The 6,942-nt window shown below is 59.2% G+C and carries 8 protein-coding genes and 1 pseudogene; 4 read left to right on the forward strand and 5 right to left on the reverse strand.

Annotated elements, in window-relative coordinates:
* Window positions 1-137: 137 nt before the first annotated feature.
* Together ISM_RS18070 and ISM_RS17090 are read left to right on the forward strand one after the other, a co-directional pair.
* A complete protein-coding gene (locus ISM_RS18070) occupies window positions 138-542 on the forward strand; it encodes a hypothetical protein (protein WP_009820226.1) in 405 nt (134 codons plus the stop codon).
* A gap of 6 nt (window positions 543-548) precedes the next feature.
* Window positions 549-1,628, forward strand: a complete 1,080-nt coding sequence (locus ISM_RS17090) for a TrbL/VirB6 family protein (RefSeq protein WP_009815563.1) — start codon at window positions 549-551, stop codon at window positions 1,626-1,628.
* Window positions 1,629-1,764: 136 nt separating this feature from the next.
* On the opposite strand, the gene ISM_RS17095 is transcribed toward ISM_RS17090, so the two are convergent.
* The 4 genes from ISM_RS17095 to ISM_RS17110 are packed head-to-tail and all read right to left on the reverse strand — an operon-like array spanning window position 1,765 to window position 4,710.
* On the reverse strand, window positions 1,765-2,238 hold the full coding sequence (locus ISM_RS17095) for a type II CBASS E2 protein (protein ID WP_009815562.1): 474 nt from the start codon (window positions 2,236-2,238) through the stop codon (window positions 1,765-1,767).
* Window positions 2,238-3,437 carry a nucleotidyltransferase domain-containing protein gene (locus ISM_RS17100; RefSeq protein WP_009815561.1) on the reverse strand — a complete coding sequence of 400 codons (1,200 nt, stop codon included), beginning with the start codon at window positions 3,435-3,437 and terminating at the stop codon, window positions 2,238-2,240. Before ISM_RS17100 ends, ISM_RS17095 begins: the two co-directional genes overlap by 1 nt.
* Window positions 3,434-4,459 carry a CBASS cGAMP-activated phospholipase gene (locus ISM_RS17105; RefSeq protein WP_233486458.1) on the reverse strand — a complete coding sequence of 342 codons (1,026 nt, stop codon included), beginning with the start codon at window positions 4,457-4,459 and terminating at the stop codon, window positions 3,434-3,436. The genes ISM_RS17100 and ISM_RS17105 overlap by 4 nt, the downstream gene beginning before the upstream one ends.
* A 26-nt stretch (window positions 4,460-4,485) precedes the next feature.
* Window positions 4,486-4,710: a DUF2188 domain-containing protein gene (locus tag ISM_RS17110; RefSeq protein WP_009815559.1), complete on the reverse strand. Its 225-nt coding sequence runs from the start codon at window positions 4,708-4,710 to the stop codon at window positions 4,486-4,488.
* A gap of 12 nt (window positions 4,711-4,722) precedes the next feature.
* Here ISM_RS17110 and ISM_RS17115 point away from each other — a divergent pair, with 12 nt between their 5' ends.
* On the forward strand, window positions 4,723-5,898 hold the full coding sequence (locus ISM_RS17115; RefSeq protein ID WP_254655713.1) for an XRE family transcriptional regulator: 1,176 nt from the start codon (window positions 4,723-4,725) through the stop codon (window positions 5,896-5,898).
* On the forward strand, window positions 5,895-6,401 hold the full coding sequence (locus ISM_RS17120) for a PIN domain-containing protein (RefSeq protein ID WP_009815557.1): 507 nt from the start codon (window positions 5,895-5,897) through the stop codon (window positions 6,399-6,401). Before ISM_RS17115 ends, ISM_RS17120 begins: the two co-directional genes overlap by 4 nt.
* 155 nt (window positions 6,402-6,556) lie before the next feature.
* Here the strand turns inward: ISM_RS17120 and ISM_RS18485 are convergent.
* Window positions 6,557-6,942, reverse strand: a pseudogene (locus ISM_RS18485) (type IV secretory system conjugative DNA transfer family protein); the annotation flags it as partial.

A 6,942-nucleotide genomic window follows, 5' to 3' on the forward strand; every position in this document is an offset into this window, starting at 1 on the left:
GAGGACTACGACGAGGTGCGACGTGCTTTGAATGAGCGCGGCGCGGAAGGGTGGGAGGTTATCACCGCCGAAGCCGGCGACTACGGCTACACCACTTTCTTGAAGCGTGAGACTGGTACAATGAAGGCGGCATCGGAATGACACGGGCTATTGCAGTCGCTGGCCTGCTCTTGATCTTTGGCACAACTGCTGGCGTAGCCGAGCGGAACCTGATCCCGACGCTCGACAACCACCCAAATGTTTGCCCAGACCAGCCACCTGAGCCGAAGTGGATGCAGAACATCAATGTGCGCGAATCCTATAAGCGCCTTTTGATCCAACAGATATATCGGGCTCAAAGCATGGAGCGCGTCGTAGACTCGCAAAACTGCGACTGTCCCACACGGTATCCAACTTGGGAGGACGCCGTACGCTTCTACACAGAGCGCTATGCTTCATCTAAATACTGGGACGTTGTCGAAGCGACGTCCGAATACCGACGACAGGCAAATGAACTGCGCCGCGCCGCCATGCCAATCTGCGTAGCAGCTGGCAACTGGTAGCAATCCATGAGTGTCGTCACCTACTTCGTGGAAACGTCCGAAGGGTATCTAGATACCGCTGCCGAAACTCAGTTTGGTGCGGTCGCAGCAACGGTCGGCACGTTGCTGGTTCTGGGCACAACACTAGTTGTCATTCTGGTCTTCATCAACATGATCTACCAATATCGCGCCATGGACGGCCGAACTGCCTTTTGGCTGGCCGTGAAGGTCGGACTTATAGGGGTCTTCGCGGCCAACTGGGTCCAGTTCAATGCGCTTGCCTCAGCAATACTGAACGGAATTGACAGCATTGCCGGGGCACTTGTGGCTTCTGTCGGCGGCGGATCACCTGGTCCGTCCGGTACCTTTGCAGAGGAATTTGACGAACTGATTGCAGCGCTCGGGGACTATCTGAATGCTGCGGGATCTGAGCTGAACTGGATGGCGGGTGCCTTGCTTGACACACTTGGGGTTCTGCTGCTCTCGATTCTTGGCGGGTTGGCGGCGTTCATTGTTGTGGCGTCCCGGCTCATGATCGCTCTGCTAATTGGCATTGCGCCAGTGATGATCTTCTTGACCCTGTTCGAGGTGACCAAGGATTATTTCGCGCGCTGGTTATCCGCGCTCATTTCATTCGCGATGTATCCGATCGTCGTCGCCGGAGTGTTCGCGACGATCACGGGGGTCTCTCGGGCGCTTCTTGCCGAACTTGGCGACCCGGAGGGAGCCTCGAACATAGGGGCCCTTATCCCATTTTTCATGATGGTGCTGATGGCAAAGGGTTTCATCATAGCAACGCCTTTCTTGGTTCGGGCGATTTCCGGAAACATCATGATGCCAGCACTCTCAGCCGGGTTCGGGGGAAGCTATGCCTTCGCCAGAGGGCTTGCAGGTAGCCAACAAGTTTACAATCGCTATGCCATCGGTGGCGCAACTGGGGCTGAATACGCAGCCCTTCGAGCGCGACAATTCTTCGGCGTGCAAGCCTTGCCGAGCCGGCCAAATACTGCTGGAGGGCCAACTGCGGCTCGTCCGGGTGACGCAACCGGAACAGGCGCCCGAATGCTGGCACAGCTTTCGAGACTTGGTAGGTTGGGCAGGCGGTGACAGCCAGGTGCCAAAAACTTGCCAAAACTGCAAAGGTTTCGCCGCGGGTTTTTGTCATTGCTAAACGGTTGATCCCTCGCGACACAAGGCACGTGGCCAAACACGACCGTTTCTGCCACAAGCGGAATCGACAATTTTAGCACCGTGCCACGGCCCTGCGCATCGCCCGATTGCCAACTGGCTCAGGCTCTTCGCCGGGGTGTTGCCCTTCACCTTTCCAGTCGTCTGACCAAAGCCAATCTTCGAAATAATAGAGCCAAAGGTAAGTCCACGGAATGATGGTTTGGTCGATCCGCTTCCGCGCGTCCCATTCCCTGGCACCTGGAAGATAAAGACAAAGGCGCAGCGGATCTCTGTAGACGTGAGGAAAAGGACGCCCTGCCGCCAGCAACTCCAGATCCGGGTCGTCTATCTGAACACCGGGCGTTTGACCCGGCTGAAGCGTGATCGTGGCAAGGTAGGAGCGCGCCAAGGCGGTCGGTTGTATAGGCTCTTGCCATGTCAATTTGTTTGCGCGGACCTGCCCCACACCACTGATAGCCGGGCTTGCCTTCAGGAACAGCAGCTGCTGCGACAGGGTCAGGTCGTATTGCCCGCCTCGTCCTATCATCAATCACCGAAGAACGTATTTGTGGGCACGGTCGTTGATGCTGCGACCTTCGATGTCGTCAGCCCGACCACAGGTGCGACAGAAAGCAGACCCGATTTGCGACCATCCGACACCGCATTGACGCGGTTGCCGAGAACCCGTCCGGTGACACCGGAACCAAACGAACGCTCCATGTTCAATGACACACGGTCCTGACCAACAGCATCGCGAAGGACTTCAAAGTCGGACAGAGCTTGTGCGTGCCACGCATAGAATGCTGGTGCCCGGCGTTCATCCTTGTTCCAATTGTCGGCGAAGTTTTCCCCGTTGGTTGTCTCGTTCAGGATGGCATAGCCCCGCCGTCCGTCCAGAATGGGGCGGTCGATGAAGTGCGGCATCATCCGGATCGTTTCGACCAACAGATCCATTTCGTCATGGAAGACGTGGTTGCGCACGCAATAGGCATAGGACTGCATCGCAAGGGTGGTAATGATAACGGAAATCGGGGCCACGTCTTGCGTGTTGTTCTGATAAAAAACGTCGCGGTGCCGTTTGAGCAATTGCACGATGCGGCGCAGGATGCCTTTCACTGCTTCTCGGACGGGGAACGGCTCCACCGTCGCCTCGTCCCGCTGCATGGCGATAAACTTGCCCACAAAGGTAGGCCGGAGTGCGGCGCGCTCATCGAACAGGGTCTTGTAGGCCCGCGGGTTTGTCGGATGCCATTCCTTCAGAGCCCGGTCGGGCACCAATTCGCCCCGGTTGCCGCAGACCGGGTTTGCTATCGTCGGGGATAGGTCGAGGTGGAAGTCCCCCGCATAGTTGAGACGCCAACAACGCTTTTTTTCTTCGAGAAGGCGCACATAGGTGGCGTGTTCCTTGAGCCGGTTTCCAACCGCCGCCTTCAGGGTCGCTGGTGAGATGCCGGACGCGATACCTGCACAAAAGCAGATCAGATCGACATCGAATTCCCGCCGCCCGATTGGCTTCACGGCCGTTCCAAGCGCACTGGACCCTTGGAGATAGACCAGAACACTGACGAGTAGGGGATCAGTTGAACCGGACAGCCAGTCTCCGACGGCACCATAGCTCTGGCGCGCACGATCAAACTGGGTTTCGGTGAGGTCCAGATCCTCGCCTATCTCGTCCAGGATGGTGAATATCTGCGTGCGCCGCCGAATATCACTGTCGGTCAGCGGCTGTCGCAACATCTGATTCATGCCGCTTTCTCCTTGAGTTGATAGACCGGCACGAAGGTATCGGCAGGCTGGGTGAAAAAGATCGGGGTCAGGTGGGGCTTTGCTTTTCGGGCTTCTGACATACCGAGGCCCTTGAGGCGGCCGATCTTCGTGGTGTCATCCAAGGTAAAAAACCCGCTCGGGACAGACGGCGAAATGCGGTAGATGCGATCCCCATCGTAAGGGTGTCCCGTCAGAAGTTTTGCCATGCCGAGGGCGCCATGTGATTGCCCATCCGCGTAAAGGTTGAGGACTTTGAGGCCGAGTCCGGCAAACCCTGGACTTTCGGGCAGCATGTAGACTTCGTCCAGACACCCCAGGCTCAGAATGCGCAGGTCTGACGGATGCCACCCCAGAAGAGTGATGGCTTCGACGACAGCAATGGCTGTGGGATTGTTGGCCCATGTCCCGCCATCGGTCAGGCCAATATCATCAGCAGTGCGATGTCGCTTGAAATACGTAGGTGCCGCTGCCGTAGCCAGGGCGGCATCAAGCGCAGTCTTGCGATAATCGGTTTGCAGGCGTGTGTGATGCGCGGTCTTGTAGATATAAGGGCTGCGGAGATCGGCATCCCACGCCGGGATCACCAACCGGGTCTGTGATTGCCCGATCAGATCGTTGTTGAGAACGGCCTTGAGTTCACGAGCAAGAATTGCCGCATCGTGCTTTGGACCGACTACGTGCCGACCTGTGGCGGTGAGGGTGCGCCATGCCTGCCGTATCCTCCCCAGCGGTTCATCATCCGCATTGTCCTGACCGAAGATGACAGGCCCGCGACGCTCGTAAAGCTCGAGCAGTTCCTTTGCCGTGCGGCCGAGGCCAAGGCCGAGTGCGATGATGCCACCCGTCGATGTGCCCGCGATGAGATCGAAATAGCGCCCAATGGGCTGGCCCAGATCCTCCTCGAGCCCCGCGAGGAATGCAGCGGGCATCGTGCCCTTAATCCCGCCCCCGTCGATGGAGAGGATGCGACGTATCTGCCTGTTGTTCCCACCGTTGCTCATCCTGACATCCATTCCGCTTATGCCCTTCAGCCTTTCGGCGGATACGGGTCCTTGCCATAGGTGTTGCGCTCGCGGATGCGACCGTTCTCGCCGTGGATCAGCATCTCGCTGCCCTGACGAATGGCGGATTCCCGCGCGGCTGTGATGGCCTCGCGCTGCGTGCCGTGGACGGAAGACGCGCGGGAGTTACCCGCCCCCTTCACTGCCCAACCGCTTTCATGCGGCACAACATGCTGATTTTTCTTAGACATTTCAAGCCTCACGTGTCGATTTCGATTGACGATGCGACAACCTTATGTTTAAATATACAGGAAGAAACGGCGTTTATCAACCACAACAATACCCGCCGGGAGAGGATCATGTTCGGACAAAGACTCAGGCTTGCCCGCAAGCGGGCGGGTCTATCCATGCAAGCGCTCGCGGAGCGCGTAACCCCAAGCGTGTCAGCGCAGGCCATCAGCAAATACGAGGCGGACAAGATGATGCCGTCCTCGTCAGTGCTGGTCGGCCTCGGCAAGGCGCTCGGCGTGTCACTGGACTTCCTGCTCGGCGGTCAGGTCGAAGCTCTGGAAAGCGTCGAGTGGCGAAAGAACTCGACCGCCTCGGCGCAGGATCGCGCGATGGCGGAATCCATCGTCATCGAGAAGCTCGAAGACTATCTCGCCATCGAGGACATCCTCGATATGCACCCCGCTGAAGACCCCTTCGCCGCGCTGCGCGTGGACATGGTGGCCGATGAAGAGGCCATCGACGCCAAGGCGCGGGACGTGCGGCGCGAGTGGCAGCTTGGGATCGACCCGATCCCGAGTATGACCGCCCTGCTCGAAGACAAGGGACTCAAGGTCATCGAGGCCGATCTCCCGGAACGCATCAACGGGCTGGCCTGTCATGTCGAACGGGCGGAGGGCGCACCGACTGAGGTAATCGTCGTCTCGCGGCACACCAATGTCGAACGCAAGCGCTTCAACCTCGCCCACGAACTCGCGCACCGGATCATCACCGAAACCGGCAATGCCGCACTGAAAAAGGAGCCCTCGATGCACCGCTTCGCGGGGGCGTTCCTCATTCCGCGTGAGCATCTGGAAGAGGAAGCTGGCCGAAACCGTCACGGCATGACCTGGATAGAGATCATGCGGCTCAAGCGCACCTATGGCGTCTCCGCCGCCGCGATGCTCGTGCGGCTCGGCCAGGTGGGCATCCTGTCGAAGAGCGCTGTGGAATATGCGTTCAAGACCTATGCGCGAAGCTGGCGGCGCGAGGAGCCGGAGCCTATCGGTCCAGGCGAGGGCTTTGCGGCCTTCGAGAAGCCGCAGCGCTTCGAGCGCCTCGTCTGGCGCGCGCTCGGCGAGGAGATGATTTCCCCCGTGCGGGCGGCGCAGATGCTCGGGCTCCCCTTGAGCGTTGTCGAACGCGACATCAGGGGGCCTCGTGACCAGTGACCTGTGTTGTCGTCAATGATGCGTCCTGTCTGATCGACTTGAAGAAGGGAGAGTTGCTGCACGTCCTGCTGCGGCTGCCCTATCGCTTCATCGTGCCCCTGCCCATCCGTGAGGAGGAGCTGCTCGATTTCACAGCGCAGGAATGGCGGATGCTCGAAGACGGTGGCCTCGCCACCTACGATCTGCCGGGGGAAGAAGTCGCGCGGGTTTTCGCTCTAAAGCGGGAACATAGCCGCCTGTCGGCCAATGATTGCTTCGCCCTCGTGACGACAACCTGCCAGGAAAACGGCATCCTCCTGACCGGCGACAACCTTCTACGCAAGGTCGCCACCGCTCGCGCGGTGCGCGTTCATGGCGTCCTCTGGATCATCGACGAGCTGCACGCCGCCGAAGCCTGCGATGTCGGGCTTCTTGTCTCCGCCCTGCAAATCTGGCGGGCGGATGAGGCGGTCTTCCTACCCCCCGCCGAGATCGACAAGCGGCTGCGCCGTCTCGGGGCATAATCTGAACAAGGTGGAGATGGCTGGACCCTGCCCACGACGTTCCGAGCGAAAGATCGAACGGTCATGCAAACCAGCCCCTTTTTTCGGCGTCAAAAAGCATCGTTTGTGACATTCAGCGTTACGGAAGCTACGCGCAGGTCGCCATGCCCGCCACCCTATCGCGCAACCAGCCTTTCACCATCCTCCTCTCGCAGCATCGCTTCCATGTCGTCCAAGCCATCGACTGCAGAGCGCATCTGCGCCTCATCAGCTACGCTCGCTGCCTCTGCATCGGCGACCTGGCTTCCAAAATCCATCTCCATCTGGCGCTGTTCCTCGGCGATAACGGTTTGAACGACAGGCGCGGTCTTTTTTGGAGCGACGTCGGTTTGCTTTGACGTTTGGCTGCCAGCATCTTGGTGTGCGGTCTCCACAACGGCGTCAGACCCACCTGGTCCGTTTGAAGGCGGAGTCATCGGCATGGCGCGCATACTCAGCGGCAGTTCACCCTGCGGCCCCCCTCCCCCAGGCTCTGGAAACGGCAACTCGCCCGTCTGTGCCG

The organism is Roseovarius nubinhibens ISM, assembly GCF_000152625.1.
Lineage (GTDB): Bacteria > Pseudomonadota > Alphaproteobacteria > Rhodobacterales > Rhodobacteraceae > Roseovarius > Roseovarius nubinhibens.